The 16,709-nt window shown below is 55.9% G+C and carries 17 protein-coding genes; 10 read left to right on the top strand and 7 right to left on the bottom strand.

Going from position 1 to position 16,709, the window contains the following annotated elements:
* Window positions 1-602: 602 nt before the first annotated feature.
* Window positions 603-1,235, top strand: a complete 633-nt coding sequence (gene fimZ / locus C1N69_RS05350; protein ID WP_025756111.1) for a fimbria biosynthesis transcriptional regulator FimZ — start codon at window positions 603-605, stop codon at window positions 1,233-1,235.
* Window positions 1,236-1,286: 51 nt separating this feature from the next.
* Here fimZ and sfmF read toward each other — a convergent pair whose 3' ends face one another.
* From sfmF to fimA, 6 genes are all read right to left on the bottom strand, one after another.
* Window positions 1,287-1,811 carry a fimbria assembly protein gene (gene sfmF / locus C1N69_RS05345; protein WP_025756112.1) on the bottom strand — a complete coding sequence of 175 codons (525 nt, stop codon included), beginning with the start codon at window positions 1,809-1,811 and terminating at the stop codon, window positions 1,287-1,289.
* A gap of 9 nt (window positions 1,812-1,820) precedes the next feature.
* The gene (gene fimH, locus C1N69_RS05340) at window positions 1,821-2,825 is read right to left on the bottom strand and encodes a type 1 fimbria D-mannose specific adhesin FimH (RefSeq protein WP_025756113.1); all 1,005 of its coding nucleotides are present in this window, start codon (window positions 2,823-2,825) and stop codon (window positions 1,821-1,823) included.
* Window positions 2,826-2,838: 13 nt separating this feature from the next.
* Window positions 2,839-5,403, bottom strand: a complete 2,565-nt coding sequence (locus C1N69_RS05335; protein ID WP_155030790.1) for a fimbrial biogenesis usher protein — start codon at window positions 5,401-5,403, stop codon at window positions 2,839-2,841.
* 14 nt (window positions 5,404-5,417) lie between these two features.
* Entirely contained in the window at window positions 5,418-6,110 is a 693-nt protein-coding gene (fimC, locus tag C1N69_RS05330) for a type 1 fimbria chaperone FimC (RefSeq protein WP_045286673.1), read from the bottom strand.
* Between the two features lie 34 nt (window positions 6,111-6,144).
* A complete protein-coding gene (fimI, locus tag C1N69_RS05325; RefSeq protein ID WP_025756116.1) occupies window positions 6,145-6,690 on the bottom strand; it encodes a type 1 fimbrial protein subunit FimI in 546 nt (181 codons plus the stop codon).
* Between the two features lie 68 nt (window positions 6,691-6,758).
* Window positions 6,759-7,322: a type 1 fimbrial major subunit FimA gene (fimA, locus tag C1N69_RS05320; protein WP_025756117.1), complete on the bottom strand. Its 564-nt coding sequence runs from the start codon at window positions 7,320-7,322 to the stop codon at window positions 6,759-6,761.
* Between the two features lie 310 nt (window positions 7,323-7,632).
* Here fimA and folD point away from each other — a divergent pair, with 310 nt between their 5' ends.
* The 5 genes from folD (at window position 7,633) to C1N69_RS05295 (ending at window position 12,136) form a co-directional block, all read left to right on the top strand.
* Window positions 7,633-8,499, top strand: a complete 867-nt coding sequence (folD, locus tag C1N69_RS05315; protein ID WP_047957921.1) for a bifunctional methylenetetrahydrofolate dehydrogenase/methenyltetrahydrofolate cyclohydrolase FolD — start codon at window positions 7,633-7,635, stop codon at window positions 8,497-8,499.
* A gap of 1 nt (window position 8,500) precedes the next feature.
* Window positions 8,501-8,713, top strand: coding sequence for a ribosome-associated protein YbcJ (ybcJ, locus tag C1N69_RS05310; protein ID WP_045286674.1), 213 nt, complete (start codon window positions 8,501-8,503; stop codon window positions 8,711-8,713).
* A gap of 228 nt (window positions 8,714-8,941) precedes the next feature.
* Entirely contained in the window at window positions 8,942-10,441 is a 1,500-nt protein-coding gene (locus C1N69_RS05305) for a PTS transporter subunit EIIC (RefSeq protein ID WP_025756120.1), read from the top strand.
* 83 nt (window positions 10,442-10,524) lie between these two features.
* The gene (malI, locus tag C1N69_RS05300; protein ID WP_025756121.1) at window positions 10,525-11,541 is read left to right on the top strand and encodes a Mal regulon transcriptional regulator MalI; all 1,017 of its coding nucleotides are present in this window, start codon (window positions 10,525-10,527) and stop codon (window positions 11,539-11,541) included.
* 73 nt (window positions 11,542-11,614) lie between these two features.
* Window positions 11,615-12,136: a metal-dependent hydrolase gene (locus tag C1N69_RS05295; RefSeq protein ID WP_155030789.1), complete on the top strand. Its 522-nt coding sequence runs from the start codon at window positions 11,615-11,617 to the stop codon at window positions 12,134-12,136.
* A 92-nt stretch (window positions 12,137-12,228) separates the two neighbouring features.
* Here the strand turns inward: C1N69_RS05295 and cysS are convergent, their stop codons facing one another.
* Window positions 12,229-13,614, bottom strand: a complete 1,386-nt coding sequence (gene cysS, locus C1N69_RS05290) for a cysteine--tRNA ligase (protein WP_045286676.1) — start codon at window positions 13,612-13,614, stop codon at window positions 12,229-12,231.
* 174 nt (window positions 13,615-13,788) lie between these two features.
* Here cysS and ppiB point away from each other — a divergent pair, with 174 nt between their 5' ends.
* From ppiB to purK, 4 genes are all read left to right on the top strand, one after another.
* Window positions 13,789-14,283 carry a peptidylprolyl isomerase B gene (gene ppiB / locus C1N69_RS05285; protein ID WP_025756124.1) on the top strand — a complete coding sequence of 165 codons (495 nt, stop codon included), beginning with the start codon at window positions 13,789-13,791 and terminating at the stop codon, window positions 14,281-14,283.
* 3 nt (window positions 14,284-14,286) lie between these two features.
* On the top strand, window positions 14,287-15,009 hold the full coding sequence (gene lpxH, locus C1N69_RS05280; RefSeq protein ID WP_155030788.1) for a UDP-2,3-diacylglucosamine diphosphatase: 723 nt from the start codon (window positions 14,287-14,289) through the stop codon (window positions 15,007-15,009).
* A gap of 119 nt (window positions 15,010-15,128) precedes the next feature.
* Window positions 15,129-15,638 (top strand): 5-(carboxyamino)imidazole ribonucleotide mutase, encoded by a 510-nt coding sequence (gene purE / locus C1N69_RS05275; protein ID WP_025756126.1) that lies wholly within the window; start codon window positions 15,129-15,131, stop codon window positions 15,636-15,638.
* On the top strand, window positions 15,635-16,702 hold the full coding sequence (purK, locus tag C1N69_RS05270) for a 5-(carboxyamino)imidazole ribonucleotide synthase (RefSeq protein ID WP_047957918.1): 1,068 nt from the start codon (window positions 15,635-15,637) through the stop codon (window positions 16,700-16,702). The genes purE and purK overlap by 4 nt, the downstream gene beginning before the upstream one ends.
* The last annotated feature ends 7 nt before the right edge of the window (window positions 16,703-16,709 follow it).

Raw genomic sequence — 16,709 nt, 5'->3', positions numbered from 1 at the left:
TGATGTAAAAACAAGCAGCTTAGCGGCGGCGCCCTGGAGTAAGAAGCGAAGCAGGTAGCATGTTCTCCTGTGCAACAGAGGCGTTTCTTCGGGTTAACCCGGGCACTTTCAGATGAAGGTTTGACGGCCCGTGAGGTCAATTTTTCACCTCATCATCGCGGGTTCGTCCTCTGAAATGACGCGCGTTTTTGTTAACAATAAATTAACACAAAGAGATATCTGTTATTTTTTGTTATTACATAAAGATGAAAATATGCGGTAAATGGGATAACAGGATATTTCCGCTAATTTTAAAAAAATAGCGATTCAGATCCAGAAGATAATATAAACCAATACCCTGCGATTAATTTACAGGGTTTTCGGAAAAAACTTACACGGTATAATAAGAAGCGTATCAAATATGAATAAGAAATACCTTTTTGCCAACACCAGCCAAATGAGATGACCGCGCTGAGGCATAGTTCTTTTCACTACGTCAACAAGGATGCTTTCGCTCTTTCCAGGGAAATACTACGGTATAGGGATCTGCACTTTTATCCTTCCGGCATTTCGAGAGTTTTACAAACTCTGCATAACGCTTTTAACAATCTGAGGCATTAAAAATGAAACCGGCATCCGTTATCATTATGGACGAACATCCTATCGTCAGAATGTCGATAGAAGTCCTGCTACAGAAAAATAAGAATATCGTCGTCAAGCTGAAGTCTGGCGATAGCCATGAAGTCCTTGACTGTATCCGCAATCACCCTATCGATCTGGTGATCCTTGACATTGAACTCACGGGCACGGATGCCTTTGCTTTGCTAAAGAGAATCAGGAACTTAAACAAGGACATCAAGGTTCTGTTCCTCTCGTCTAAATCTGAGTCATTTTACGCAGGTCGCGCCATTCGCGCCGGAGCAAATGGTTTTGTCAGTAAACGAAAAGATTTGGGTGAGATCTACAACGCAGTAGAAATGATCCTGATGGGCTATTCATTTTTCCCGTCAGAAACGCTGAACTTTATTAATCATCTGGGTTCGGGGAAAGGAATGGCAGCAGATATGCCATTATCGAATCGTGAGGTCACGGTATTACGTTATCTGGCGAATGGATTATCCAATAAGGAAATTGCTGAACAGCTACTATTAAGCAACAAGACCATTAGTGCGCACAAATCCAATATTTATTCCAAGCTGGGTGTACAGAGCATCGTGGAATTAATTGATTACGCCAAAGCGCACGAACTGCTATAACCTGAATTCACTCCCTGCAGCTTATCTGAGCTTCAGGGAGTGCGGTCAGTGTTAATTATAATTAATCATGAAGGTCGCATCCGCATCAGCCCGACCGGGCTGAGGGTTATCTGCAGTGGCGATATAATTGGCATAAAACGACAATGTCGCATTCCCCAGCGCGTCAACCGGGACCGACTGGCTGGCCTGCTGGAGAGCCAGACGCGTTTTATCCGCATCCCTGATCTCAACCGCGACATGACTTGCCGTACTGGCGTCATTCAGCGCCAGCAAACCGTTATTGCTCCCGTCGGCTTTTCCCGAAAACGTAATCGAGGCTGCACCCGGCGGACAGCCAGTCAGCTTCAGGGTAAACGGCATAGGCTGCGTACGGCTCCCGGTGGTGCTGAGCTGTTTGGTGGGCCAGGTGCCCAGCGTGACGGTTTTGTCGCTGTCGCTGCCCTCCGCAACGCAGGTAAAATCGACAATATTGCCGGACATCTGAATATTGATCTCGCCCAATGCTGTCGCTGACCACGCGTTGGTCTGAAACATCACCAGCGCCAGCGCAGTAACATGTCCTTTCCAGTTCCGCATCTCTCCCCCTTAATCGTAATCCACGCGGAGATAGCCGCGAGAGGTGAACCGGCCTTCTGCGGGTTTATTCCCGGTAATGCTTACCGGCCAGACGCGGATCCCCACCTGCGCCTGTGCACTATCATCCAGGCGGAACGGAATTTTGCTGTTCAGGTTGTTAGGCGTCAGAGGCGTGCCGCTATCGTTCGCCACCACAAATCCCAGATCGGGGTTATCGGAAACCAGCGCATTGCCAGCGATTTTTTCCGCCTCGATACGCATCGTCAGATACGCATTGGCCTCCACGTTCGTACACTTAATGGCTATGGTTTTACTTTGTGGCGAGACTTTCTGGGGACGGTTTCCGGCACCCGCCTGGCTGAACAACGATGCGCCAATATCGCCAAAATCGAACTCCACCACCTGCCCGGCATTTATCGCGCAGCTTTGTGGCACCTGAATGGTACCGCTATAGCTGATGGTATACACCGGCGTATTCAGGGAGTCAGATGGCGTGGTGGTCACATATACGGTGAACATGGTCCGTTTCGGGATCACCACCATGTTGATAAACCGTCGGGTGACTCTCAGGCGAAAGACCAGCTTTGAGTCGGTAACCGGAAACGCCTTGTTCTTTGGAACGTTAGGGTGCTCCCCCATCTGGATGTAGTTCGCCGGCGGATAGAACGTCCCCGCGAAGTCATCGTGGATCTGCATCGCGCCATCAAGATAGTCATTGAGCTTCACATACTTGTAGCTATCAATCACCGTCGTTATCGGCAGACTGGTGACGTAGCTACGCATGGTGGACTTGCCTGTCGTCCCTCTGGGACATATGGCATTCACGCCGACCAGCCCGGACTTTTGCGCCAGGGTCACAATCTGCCCAGGCTTGTTATTGGAGCTGTTAAAAACGTTTGAGAGATCGTAGGAGATATCCTTCGCCACCCCATTGGCGTTCTGACAAATCGTTGCCCAGGCGGGCATCGCGCTGCACAGCAGCGCAAAGCTCATTACGTTGCGTAAAATGCGCATCTTAAGATCCCCGTTAACGATCACAGCTGGCCCCCGCCATGGTAATGGCCTGGTTCTGACTTTCAGGCGATAAGCGATAGTGAGCGCGACATTGGGACTGCGCCCCGTCGCCCCACTGGATCAGCAGTTCGCCTTCCAGCGGCAGCCCACTCAGGTAAATCTGCCCGTCATCCCCTACCATGCTGGTCACCCCGCTTTGCGTTTCGCGGACCACCGCGCCAAACGGCACGGGCTGGTTGCCGCGCGTCACCGTCAGCAGAGCGCGCACGCCGATGCGGGTATCAAAGCTGGCGCGCACCAGCGCGCCTTTGGTCGGCACCACGCTGCTCACGTTATTTTCGATATCGGTGTTGTTACTCATGGTGTTGGTATCCAGCGCCACGCGGTTATAGCGGTAGACGGTGGCATACGGCATCACCGCATAGCCTCGCCAGTCGGTTTTCACGCCGGTCTGGTTCTCGACGCTGACGCCGGATGCCCCCGGGGCTTTGATCAGCACGTTGGTGTCACCCAGCGGCTGGCTGAAGGTCACGCCGTCAGCATGGCCGACCACCCCGCCGGAGAGCTGCCAGTTGAGATCGTGCTGATCGCGGCTGTAGTTATAGCCCACGCCCAGCGTGCCGTAGGTCGCCTGCCAGTTGGCGCTGGCGCTTCCGCTTGAGCCATTGGTGCTGGTGTGTCCCTGGGTCACGCTGTAGTTCAGGTTGCGATCCTCCAGCAACGTTCCGCTGACCCCGGTTTGCCAGCTCGTGTCGCCATCGCTGTTTCGACTGGCGGATGCCGTGGCGTAGGCCCTGTCGATGGCGCTGTCCCGGCGATAACCCTGACGGGTAAAGAGGCTGAACGGCACAGAGACGTTAAACGAGGCGATCCGGTCGGTACCGTCGATCCCGACGGATTTGTTCCACGACCACGAAACGGAGTAGTTGATCCCCTTCACGCCCCCCGCGTACCCCAGCTGATACCAGAGGTTCGACTCGTCCGTTCCCCAGTAGGTTTGCTCGCTGCCGGAGATATACACCGAGCCGTAATCTCCCAGCGACTGAGAAACATTGAGCTGGAAGCGGCCTTTTTTATTCCACGTCAGGTTGTGGTAACTCTGCACGTCCGGCACATCGTTATCGTTCTGGCTGTCGGCATACTGATAGCCTTCCATTGAGCGCCAGGCGACATCGTCCAGGGTATAAAACCCTTTTGTGGAGTAGCGGTAGCCCAGCAGCTGGAAGTTGGTGCCGAAGCCGTTAAGGGATTTCGCGTAGAGGAAGCGCAGAGACTGCCCCTCATGTTTGCTGTCGTCCGCGAGCTGGCTGCGGGCATGGGTAATATCGAGCGAGACCGCTCCCCAGTCACCGAGGTTTTTACCGGCCCCGATGGCCACCGCGGTATAGCGTGACGCGAGCTGCGTGCCGCCGTAGAGCGTGTAGCCGTTGGCAAGGCCGGTAATCAGGGTGCCCTGGGTGAAGAACGGCGTATCCTGGTCGCTGTTGCCGCTGCGGTAATCCCCGGCCACCAGGTCATACTTCCAGCGCCCTTCACGCTGCAGGAGCGGCACGGTGGAGTACGGCACGGTATAACGCTGCTGGGTGCCGTCTTTCTCTTCGACCGTCACCTCAAGGTCACCGCTTGAGGAGGTCGGGTTGAGATCGCTAATGGCAAATGCGCCCGACTGCACGTAGCTTTGATAGATCACGTAGCCGTTCTGACGCACCACCACTTTGGCGGGCGTCCGGGCAATCCCGCGCACGGTAGGTGCGTAGCCCTGCAGGCTGTCCGGGTACATGCTGTCAGACGAGAAAAGCCGCCCGCCGCGAAAACCGACGCTGTCAAAAACGTCATTCCCGGTATTGCTGTCGCCCAACACCAGTTCACTTTTCAGCGGGATAACGGTGCGCTGCGCCCAGGTGCCAATGTTCTGCCACTCGTTGTGGCGCTGCCCGTTGGTCTGCGTGTAGCGCCAGGCGCCATTATTTCGTAAACGCCAGGCGCCGTAGTTCAGGCCGCTCTGCAGGTTCAGGTAGTAGCTGTCGTCTTCGCTTCCCCGGTTGCCCGTGAAGCTGTAGTTCACCAGAGCGGCGGGGATGCCTTCATCCCACTGTTCAGGCGGAATGTAGCCCCGGGCGCTGTTCTGCAACGCCACCTGCGGCAGGCTGACGTTCAGACGCTGCGAGGCAAAGTTAAATACCGTTTCGCTGCCGGGTATGGCCGTGGTCAACGGCACGCAGGTCTCGCCCTGCACCTTAGCCAGCTCGGGAAATGCCGCCACATTCACGCCAAAGCGATCGAGCATCGCGCGCGTAATACACGCCGACAACCCGCCCGCTACCGGCGGCGCGTCCCCGGCCTGCTCAAAACGCACGTCCTGGGTGCCGATAAACTCATCGTTACGCCAGATATCCACGCGATAAACGCCGGGTGCCTGCTGGTGCCCTTGTTCAAAACGCGACAAATCCGCCACGCTGGCGGCGTCGTCGGAGAGGAAGGCCGGGTTGAAGTAACTTTCGCTCCAGCCAGCCTGTGGCCAGAGCGCCGCCATCAGCGCCAGCGCAACCGGGCAGTAACGTCTCTGGTGGTTTTTCATCGCCCTGACTCTGCTCACAGGTTAACGCTACGCGCCGGTGTGATGGCACCGTAGTCATTCACGCTCTGCCAGGAGAGCGTGCCGCCGGCACCGGCTGGCAACACCTGCTGCGCCGCGCTTTTTGGCGCCACCATCAGGTTATCCAGCGGCTTGCCCCCCAGCTTCAGATTGACCAGGGTGATGTAATACGGTGAAGCGTTGCTGACTTTAAGATGGTTACCCGCACGCTCAAACCGCAGCTGGGAAAGCGCCTCTTCCGGCTGCATCGCCAGGTTGTTCGGGCGCACAAACAGCTTGATACGCGAGAGGATCGCCAGCTGCAGCACGTTATTGTTTTCCGTTTTCGCTTTGTTCACTGACGGGATCGCCTTCACGTTCATGTAAAAGAGCGATTCGCGGTCGGCAGGCAGCGCAGGTCCGGCATAAATAATACGCAGCGTGTTTTCACTGTCCGGCTCGCTCACAAACAATGGCGGAGTGACGGCAAAGGTTTTTTCTTTTTGCCCGTTTGCATTTTCGATCCACGCGTTAATTAAATAGCGTTCTTGTTTATTGCTGTTGGTGATCGCCAGCGATGTTTGCTTCGCATCGGCCGGGTAAATAACGCGGGTGGCCCCCAGCGCAATACCGCCGGACGCATTCGCGCATGCAGAAACCATCATTAAAATAAACGCTAAAAAAAGTCCTGGTTTAATTCGGGTATTCATCACAACCGTACCTTTAATAATGTGTTCGCAGGTGTCAGGGATAAATCAACGTAAACCAGACATCCGACTGAATTTTGCCTGGCTCGAGATGTTCGGAAATAGCCCGATAGCGGGCGCTAAAATGGAACGTGAGCTCACGGGTATCGACCGGCAGCCAGCTGACGGCCGGAGCATTAGGGATAATCTGACGCTGCTGTTCGTCAAAGAGCGCCAGGCCCACGCCGCTGCTGACAGGTGTCTCACCTGGCCGCGATGTTGCCAGAAAAACCTGCGGATCTTCTGCGGGCGTGACGCCCTGAAACTGGATCCCCACGGTACGCGAGACATCAACGCTGCAGTCCAGCAGCCGCACGGTAAAGGGCACGTTCACCGTAGAAAAACTGCCCACACCGGAAAATGAGTTGGTTCGGTACTGCCCCATGTCGATGCGCATATTCTGGCTGTCCGGCGCCACGGCGCAGCCGCCATTCACCAGCTCACCTCTGAGATGCACTTTGCCCCCGTCGATCACCACGGTATGCGCTGATACCGGGCCAGCCATCGCAAGGGTTAACAGCAGTAGTGTTCCAGTCCTTGTCATCCTTCGTTCCTGGCTTTAGCGTATGACGGGCCTCGTCCGTGAGGCCTGAACATCCCTGTGCGGAGGAATTACTCGTATTTCATTACGAAGGTGGCGTCAGCGTTCGCCTGGCCTGGCTCGGTGGTTGCAGCCGTTGACTTATAACGCGCGGTGAATTTCAGGGTGTTAGTCCCTTCGATCAGGGTCTGCGCGGCAGAGAAGGTCGCACCGTCAGGTGTCAGAACGCTGGATTTGCTGTCGAGGATCTCGATACCTACGCCTTTCGCGGTGTTGTCGTTGCTACCGGAGCTCACGGCCAGCAGGGTTTTGTCAGTTGGGTCGATCTGACCGGTGAACGCAACGGCTGCGGTTTTGGCCACCAGCGGATCGCAGTCGTTCAGTTCGATGCTGAATGGAATATTAGAGGTGGTGTCGCCCACTTTAGTGAATTTCGCGGTACGATACTGACCCAGATTAACGGTCTGCTCGGAAGAATCCGTATTTACTGAACAAGCAGCGTTAACCAGCTCACCTTTAAAATGTACGGTACCGCCATTTACGGAAACCGGGGTAACAGGATCTGCTGCATTTGCGGCACCCGCTACCAGGGCAAATGTGGCAATAACAGTAGAAGCAATGTTGCTGAGTTTCATGTCTATTCCTTTAAAATGTAAATAACCCTTCCCGCGAATAATCGGGAATAAGAAATACGTTCAATTGATGAATTGAAAGCTTATTTCGGAGGAGACAAAGTAGCTCAGGAAGTGTTTTTTAAATATGTCAAAACGCTGCCATTTCGCCAGGTCACATCCTAATCCCGCCTAAGAAATTGACCATCCCTTAAGAAGGGTTTTTACGCCCCACAGATGAAAACTCGTAAAGGGTGACTGACAGCGGCGCTCGCTTCTGACAAAATACAGGCCATCCCCCCTTTCAAACGTTACAGACGGAATCTTCTCTCTGATGGCAGCAAAGATTATTGACGGTAAAACGATTGCGCAGCAGGTGCGCTCTGAGGTCGCGGAAAAAGTGAAGGCGCGTAAAGCGGCCGGAAAGCGCGCCCCCGGGCTGGCCGTTGTGCTGGTTGGTAGCAACCCGGCATCGCAGATTTATGTCGGCAGCAAACGCAAAGCGTGTGAAGAGGTGGGCTTCGTCTCCCGCTCTTACGATTTGCCAGAAACCACCACCGAAGCAGAACTGCTGGAACTGATTGACACCCTGAATGCCGATAAAGAGATCGACGGTATTCTGGTTCAGCTGCCGCTGCCTGCAGGCATCGACAACGTGAAGGTGCTGGAGCGTATCGCGCCGGATAAAGACGTTGACGGTTTCCACCCGTACAACGTCGGCCGTCTGTGCCAGCGCGCGCCGCGTCTGCGTCCGTGCACGCCGCGTGGTATCGTGACGCTGCTGGAGCGTTATAACATCGACACCTACGGTCTGAACGCTGTGGTTATCGGCGCGTCCAACATCGTGGGCCGTCCGATGAGCATGGAGCTGCTGCTGGCCGGCTGCACCACCACCGTGACCCACCGCTTTACCAAAAACCTGCGTCACCACGTCGAGAACGCCGATCTGCTGATCGTCGCCGTCGGTAAGCCGGGCTTTATTCCAGGCGAATGGATTAAAGAGGGGGCGATTGTCGTGGACGTCGGGATTAACCGTCTGGAAAACGGCAAGGTGGTCGGCGACGTGGTCTATGAAGACGCCGCGGCTCGCGCCTCTTACATCACGCCGGTACCGGGCGGCGTAGGCCCGATGACCGTTGCAACCCTGATTCAGAACACCTTGCAGGCATGCGAAGAATATCACGACGTAGAGGACGCGTAAGATGGCGACTTTTTCATTAGGTAAACATCCGCACGTTGAGCTGTGCGATCTGCTGAAGCTGGAAGGCTGGAGCGAAAGCGGCGCGCAGGCCAAAATCGCCATTGCCGACGGGCTGGTGTTAGTGGACGGCGCGGTGGAAACCCGCAAACGCTGCAAAATTGTCGCGGGCCAGACCGTGAGCTTTGAAGGACAGAGCGTGACCGTTACAGCCTGAGTCCCCTCACCCTGACCCTCTCCCCAAAGGGGAGAGGGGATAAAAATCCCCTCATACCCATCACGGTTATTTATCGATCCACTTCAAATAATCACTATTTCCTCTGCTGAAAAGTGAAAATTCAGTTGCGCGTTTTTCACGCTTTGCCCACGATAAGTAGAACGTTCTACTAAAACGTTCTACTTACAATAACAGCGCCAAAAAAGCGCTACTCGGGGGGACATCAGCATGAGTCTGATATCAGGGTTTGTTAAATCGCTGTCTAAGTTATCGATGATTGGTCGCGCCTTAATGCTGCCAATTTCACTGCTTCCCGCTGCGGGCCTGCTGCTGGCTTTCGGCGATAAGTTTCATCTGCCGCTGATGATGAACGCGGGCGGGGTTATCTTTGATAATCTGCCGATGCTGTTTGCCATTGGCTCTGCCGTGGGTCTGGCATCGGAGTCCGGTATTGCGGCGTTGTCTGCGGCCGTTTCGGTGTTTGTCACCAATATCACCATCAGCACCGTGCTGAGCATCACGCCGGAAATGGCCTCTCAGGGCGGAAAGTATGCCATGGTCGTCGGCATCCCGACGCTGCAGATGGGCGTCTTCGGTGGCCTGATCTGCGGTATTCTCGCCGCCTGGTGCTATAACCGCTTCCACACCATGCAGTTGCCGGAGTTCCTGGGCTTCTTCTCCGGTAAGCGCTTCGTGGCGATTGCAACGGCGTTCCTTTCGTTCCTGATGGGGCTGCTGCTGCCGTACGTCTGGCAGCATATTCAGGCCGGTATCGACGCGCTCTCAGTGGTGGTTAACGGCGATAATCAGGCAGCGTCGACCTTTATCTTCGGTCTGGTGGAACGTGCGCTGATCCCGCTCGGTCTGCACCATATCTGGTACCCGTCTTTCTGGTATTCGTTTGGGGATTACACCACCCAGGCAGGCCAGGTCATCCACGGCGATCAGACCATCTGGTTCAAGATGCTGGAAGAGGGGGTGAAATCCTTCAGCAGCGACACCTACCAGAACGCCGGTAAGTTCATGCAGGGTGAATTCCCGCTGATGCTGTTCGCGCTGCCCGCCGCATGCCTGGCGATGTACCACGAAGCGCACACTAAAAATAAGAAAATCGCGGCCGGTATTCTGTTCTCCGCGGCGCTCACCTGCTTCCTGACGGGGATCACTGAACCGGTTGAGTTTACCTTTATCTTCGTGGCGCCGATCCTGTACGTCTTTAACGCCATCATGGCAGGTCTGGCCTACATGACCATGTATCTGCTGCATGCGCATATCGCCAAGTCGTTCTCCGCGGGCTTTATCGACTACCTGTCATTTGGGATCCTGCCGTCATTTAACGGCTACCAGACTAACTTCCTGAATGCCATTATCATCGGTATTCCAATGGGCCTGATCTATTACTTCACGTTCCGCTTTGTGATCCGTCGTTTCGACGTGAAAACGCCGGGCCGCACTGAGGTCACCGCCAATGCGGATGAGAAGTCAGATTCCGAGCTCGCAACCGAGATCATTACCCTGCTGGGCGGCGCGCATAACATCGACTCTGTCGGCTCCTGTATCACCCGCCTGCGCCTGGAAGTGGCAAAAAGTGAGGCGGTAGACCGGGACGGGTTGAACGGACTCGGCGCGCGCGGCGTGGTCTTCGTCGGCGACAACGGTATTCAGGTGATTTTCGGTGCCAGAGCACAGTTTATCGCCCAGACCATGTCCACCATGATCGGCAAATAATAAGATGCCTCAACGACGCGTCTCCTGTACGCTGGGAGACGAGTCGTATCTGGCTGATAATCGGTTAATTTCAGGGAGCGGTTTTGAAGAAAGTCAGCATTATTGATGTCGCCAGGCACGCGGGCGTGTCGGTCTCAACCGTCTCGCTGGTGCTGCGCCAGAAAGGGAAAATCTCAGAGGCAACGATCGAGAAGGTCAACGCTGCCATCAATACGCTGGGCTATGTTCATAACGTCGCCGCAGCCAATCTTCGCGCCAACACCTCCAACCTGATCGGCCTGATCCTCCGTGACTTTAGCGACAGCTTTTCCATCAAGGTGATGGCAAGCATTGTTCAGGAGCTGGAGAAACAGGGGTATATGGTTTTTCTCGGCCAGCCGCTGAACGATCGGGAGCATTTAGAGCGTACCCTGCTCTCCTTTAAGCAACAGGGCGTGGCGGGCGTGATATATCTCGCGTCCGATACGCGCGCCTCCACCCTGCCGGAGCAGATTCGCCAGTGTCCGCTGCCGCTGGTGGTGGTCTCGCAGTCTCTGCTGGATGAAAAATGTAACCTGGTGATGCGCGATAACCGCCAGGCGGCGAGCCTTGCCGCGCGCTATCTCATCGAGCGTGGTCACCGCAACATCGCCTATATTGGCGGGCGTGAAGGCTGTCTTATCCGCGAACAACGCCTGCTCGGATTTCGCAGCGCGATGATGCAAAACGGACTGGTCTGGCGCGACGAAAGCTCCCCCGCCTGTAGCGATGACACACAGGCCGCGGCCATCGCTACACGTCAGTTGCTGGAGAAAAACAACACCATCACCGCCCTGCTCTGCCATTCGCCGGATGCGATGATCGGTTCCATCTCCGGTATTCATCAGGTAGGACGTACGGTGGGTAAAGATGTGTTTCTGACGCAGCAGGTCGCGCTGGTCGGTTTCGAAGATATGCTGCACGTTAACCTCACCTCGCCGTCGTTTACCTATGTCTCCTCCGCCAGCGACGAGACCGGGCGTCAGGCTGCGGGGCTTATTATCCGCAAGCTGAAAGAGCCGACGCTGCAAACGCAGCGCATTACCCTCTCCGGGCAACTTATAGCCCGGGAATCGGCGTAAAATCAGAATTTAGCACAGGTCAACTGCCGCGAAATGGCTGCTATAGTTCCATGATTTGCCATGGATAAATACGATGCCTACCGTTATTACTCACGCTGCTGTTCCGCTTTGCCTGGGCTTAGGTCTCGGTTCCCGGGTCATTCCTCCCCGCCTGCTGTTTGCCGGAATTGTCCTCGCCATGCTGCCGGATGCCGACGTGCTGGCGTTCAGGTTCGGCGTCGCGTACGGAAACGTTTTCGGGCATCGCGGCTTTACCCATTCTCTGCTGTTTGCCTTTGTGGTGCCGATACTGTGCGTCCTGATCGGCCGACGATGGTTCAGGGCAAGCCTTGCGCGGTGCTGGCTGTTTTTAACCGTGTCATTGCTGTCGCACAGCCTGCTGGACGCCATTACGACAGGCGGAAAAGGCGTCGGCTGGCTGTGGCCATGGTCAGATGAACGCTTCTTTGCGCCGTGGCAGGTGATTAAGGTCGCGCCGTTTGCCCTGTCACGCTATACCACGCCGTACGGGCATCAGGTGATCATCTCTGAGTTGCTGTGGGTATGGTTGCCGGGGGTGGTGCTGATGGGGCTGTTGTGGTGGAAGAGGAGGTAAAAGAAAAACGGCAACTCACGTTGCCGTTTTTAGTGTTTGCACCCTCTCCCTGTGGGAGAGGGCTGGGGTGAGGGCATCAGCGCGCACCAGACTTACTTACGACGCCAGGTGGTCCCCTGCGGGCCGTCTTCCAGAATAATGCCCATCTCGGTCAGACGGTTACGCGCCGCATCTGCTGCCGCCCAGTCTTTCGCCTGACGCGCTTCCAGACGCGCCTTGATCAACGCTTCAATCTCCGCCACTTCGCCGTCATCCGCCTGCGCACCGCTTTGCAGGAACACGTCCGGCTCCTGCTCCAGCAGGCCAAGCACGGAGGAGAGCTTACGCAGGTGAGACGCCAGCGCATTCGCTGCCGCCATGTCTTCTGACTTCAGACGGTTCACTTCGCGCGCCATATCGAACAGCACGGAGTACGCTTCCGGAGTATTGAAGTCGTCGTTCATCACTTCAATAAAGCGTGCTTCGAACGCCTCGCCGCCAGCGGCCGCCACGGATTTGTCAGTCCCGCGCAGCGCGGTGTACAGACGCTCCAGCGCAGAACGCGCCTGCTTGAGGTTCTCTTCGCTGTAGTTCAGCTGGCTGCGATAGTGGCCGGACATCAGGAAGTAACGCACGGTTTCCGCGTCGTAATATTTCAGCACGTCACGCACGGTGAAAAAGTTGCCCAGCGATTTAGACATCTTCTCGCGGTCAACCATCACCATTCCGGAGTGCATCCAGTAGTTCACGTACTCGCCGCCGTGGGCGCAGGTGGACTGCGCGATTTCATTTTCGTGGTGCGGGAACATCAGGTCAGAACCGCCGCCGTGGATGTCGAAGTGTTTGCCCAGCTGTTTGCAGTTCATCGCCGAGCACTCAATGTGCCAACCCGGACGGCCTTCACCCCATGGGGACGGCCAGCTTGGTTCGCCCTCTTTGGACATCTTCCACAGCACGAAGTCCATCGGGTTACGCTTCACGTCAACCACGTCAACGCGGGCGCCAGCCTGCAGCTGGTCCAGGTCCTGACGGGAAAGCGAACCGTAAGTCGGGTCAGTCGGCACCGAGAACATCACGTCACCATTGTCCGCCACATAGGCGTGACCGCGCGCAATCAGCTTTTCCGTGATCTCGATAATTTCGTGAATATGGTGGGTCGCGCGCGGCTCGCTGTCCGGGCGCTGAATATTTAAGGCGTCGAAGTCTTTGTGCATCTCGGCGATCATACGATCGACCAGCGCGACAAAGCTTTCGCCGTTCTCATTCGCACGCTTAATGATTTTATCGTCGATGTCGGTGATGTTACGCACGTACTTCAGTTTGTACCCGAGAAAACGCAGGTAGCGCGAAACCACATCGAAGGCGACGAAGGTGCGGCCATGGCCAATGTGACAGAGATCGTAAACCGTAATTCCACACACGTACATGCCGACTTCCCCGGCATGGATAGGTTTAAATTCCTCTTTTTGGCGCGTCATTGTATTAAAGATTTTTAACATCGAAGATTCCATGTAAACACGTGTGTGGTTGAAAACCGGCTATTCTACCCGTAATTCAAACCTGAAGCAGCACACAATGCAAGGTGATCGCATCCTGTGGTTATGCTATAACAAGCCCCTATATATGACCCGAACGCGGGTCGACGTACCACAATAACGGAACAGGATGCAAAAATGGTTACTTTCCACACTAATCATGGCGATATCGTAATCAAAACCTTTGATGACAAAGCGCCTGAAACAGTTAAAAACTTCCTGGACTACTGCCGCGAAGGTTTCTACAACAACACCATCTTCCACCGTGTGATCAACGGCTTTATGATCCAAGGCGGCGGTTTCGAACCTGGCATGCATCAGAAAGCCACCAAAGAGCCGATCAAAAACGAAGCGAACAATGGCCTGAAAAACACCCGTGGCACGCTGGCGATGGCCCGTACTCAGGCGCCTCACTCTGCGACCGCACAGTTCTTCATCAACGTGGCTGACAACGACTTCCTGAACTTCTCCGGCGAAAGCCTGCAGGGTTGGGGCTACTGCGTCTTCGCAGAAGTGGTTGAAGGGATGGACGTGGTTGACAAGATCAAAGCCGTTTCTACCGGCCGCAGCGGCATGCATCAGGACGTTCCGAAAGAAGACGTTGTGATTACAAGCGTGACCGTCAGCGAGTAATTCGTGGCGACACTCTTTATTGCAGATTTGCATCTGCAAACAGAAGAACCGGCGATCTCCGCCGGTTTTCTGCGTTTTTTAGCGGGTGAAGCCCGACATGCGGATGCGTTGTACATCCTCGGCGACCTCTTTGAAGCCTGGATTGGCGACGATGACCCGAACCCACTACACCGTGAAATGGCGGCGGCCATCAAGGCGCTGGTGGATTCTGGCGTCCCCTGCTACTTCATCCACGGAAACCGTGATTTCCTGCTCGGCAAGCGCTACGCCCGCGAAAGCGGCATGACGCTGCTGCCGGAAGAGCAGGTGCTCAACCTCTATGGCCGCAAGGTGCTGATCATGCACGGCGATACGCTCTGCACCGACGATACAGGCTATCAGGCGTTTCGCGCCAAAGTTCACACCCCGTGGATCCAAACGCTGTTCCTTGCCCTGCCGTTATTCATCCGCAATCGCATCGCCGCGAAAATGCGTGCGGGTAGTAAGGCCGCCAACAGCAGCAAATCCATGACCATCATGGACGTTAACCCGCAGGCGGTGGTGAACGTGATGGAAAAGCACCGCGTCCAGTGGCTGATCCACGGTCATACCCATCGGCCTGACGTGCATTCACTTATTGCCAACGGCGAGCCCGCCCACCGCGTGGTATTAGGCGCGTGGCACAGCGAAGGGTCTATGGTTAAAGTCACCCCGGAAGGTGTGGAGTTGATCGCTTTCCCGTTTTAACCGCTTCTCGTCTTTTTGCCTATTTCTCAGCCACGCAACCGTTTTCCTTGCACGTATAACATGCTATTCTCTGTGCCCTCGAAAGCAGTGTGTTTCGCACCACAGGAGTTTTAAGACGCATGTCTTCCCGCAATAATCCGGCGCGTGTCGCCATCGTGATGGGGTCCAAAAGCGACTGGGCTACCATGCAGTTCGCCGCCGAAATCTTTGACATCCTGAATGTTCCGCACCATGTAGAAGTGGTCTCCGCGCACCGTACACCAGATAAACTGTTCAGCTTCGCCGAAAGCGCCGAAGAGAACGGTTATGAGGTGATCATTGCCGGTGCGGGCGGCGCAGCACATCTGCCGGGCATGATTGCCGCCAAAACCCTGGTGCCGGTACTGGGCGTTCCCGTACAAAGCGCCGCGCTGAGTGGTGTCGACAGCCTCTACTCCATCGTCCAGATGCCGCGTGGTATTCCTGTCGGCACGCTGGCGATTGGCAAAGCGGGTGCCGCCAACGCCGCCCTGCTGGCCGCGCAGATTCTGGCGACGCACGACAGCGCGTTGCATCAGCGTCTGGCGGACTGGCGTAAAGCTCAGACCGATGAGGTGCTCGACAATCCGGACCCGCGGGGTGCGGCATGAAGCAGGTTTGCGTCCTCGGTAACGGTCAGTTAGGCCGGATGCTGCGCCAGGCAGGTGAACCGCTGGGTATTGCCGTCTGGCCCGTCGGGCTGGATGCGGAACCTGAAGCCGTCCCGTTCCACCAGAGCGTGATTACCGCCGAGATCGAACGCTGGCCGGAGACGGCGCTGACCCGCGAACTGGCGCGTCATAACGCCTTTGTTAATCGCGATGTGTTCCCGATCATTGCCGACCGCCTGACGCAAAAGCAGCTGTTCGACAAGCTCGGCCTGCCGACCGCGCCGTGGCAGCTGCTGTCCGATAAAAGCGAGTGGAATGATGTCTTCGCGATGCTGGGCGAACTGGCGATCGTGAAGCGCCGCGTGGGTGGCTACGATGGCCGCGGCCAGTGGCGTCTGCGTGCGAACGACACCGCCGAGCTGCCGGATGAGTGCTACGGCGAGTGCATCGTTGAACAGGGCATTAACTTCAGCGGTGAAGTGTCGCTGGTTGGCGCGCGCGGGCATGATGGCCGTACGGTCTTTTACCCGCTGACGCATAACCTGCATCAGGACGGTATTCTGCGCACCAGCGTCGCCTTCCCGCACGCCAGTGCTGACCAGCAGGCGCAGGCGGAAGAGATGCTCTCTGCCATCATGCACGAACTCGGTTATGTGGGCGTCATGGCGATGGAGTGTTTTGTCACGCCGTCTGGTCTGCTGATTAACGAACTCGCGCCGCGCGTGCATAACAGCGGCCACTGGACGCAAAACGGTGCCTCCATCAGCCAGTTCGAACTGCATCTGCGCGCCATCACTGACCTGCCGCTGCCGCAGCCAGTGGTAAACAGCCCGTCGGTGATGATCAACCTGATCGGCACCGATCTGAACTATGACTGGCTGAAGCTGCCGCTGGTGCATCTGCACTGGTACGACAAAGAGGTTCGTCCGGGTCGTAAAGTGGGTCACCTGAACCTGAACGACAGCGACGCAGGCCGCCTGAGCGCCAGCCTGGAAGCCCTGATCCCTCTCCTGCCGCCGGAATACGCGAGCGGCATTGTCTGGGCGCAATCAAAGCTCAGGTAAGACATCC

Source organism: Enterobacter sichuanensis (assembly GCF_009036245.1).
GTDB classification, from domain to species: domain Bacteria; phylum Pseudomonadota; class Gammaproteobacteria; order Enterobacterales; family Enterobacteriaceae; genus Enterobacter; species Enterobacter sichuanensis.
Note: the sequence above shows the minus strand (reverse complement) of the source record. Positions and strands in the feature narration are given on the sequence as shown.